Raw genomic sequence first — 242 nt, 5'->3', positions numbered from 1 at the left:
GTAGGATTGATTCTCATTTGATTCCACATTATGCGGCGTTGCAAAGCATTCGAATCACCGCTATTTGAAACGTCTTCAACAAATTCTGGAACAGTGGGCTGATTGAAGTTAAATACATCACTCTGTATTTTTAATATGCGGAACAGCGCCAATGGGTCATCATCAGTCCAATCAGATAATTGAATAACATGCTCGTTATCTGCACTAATAATATCTTTTTCTCGCGGTTCAATAATAAATGC

General features: G+C 37.6%; 1 pseudogene. It reads right to left on the bottom strand.

The annotated features are described in order from the left end of the window. Positions 1 to 242: pseudogene (locus CWB60_RS20540) on the bottom strand (copper resistance system multicopper oxidase); the annotation flags it as partial.

Source organism: Pseudoalteromonas sp. S327 (assembly GCF_005886415.1).
Taxonomy (GTDB): Bacteria; Pseudomonadota; Gammaproteobacteria; order Enterobacterales; family Alteromonadaceae; genus Pseudoalteromonas; species Pseudoalteromonas atlantica.
Note: the sequence above shows the minus strand (reverse complement) of the source record. Positions and strands in the feature narration are given on the sequence as shown.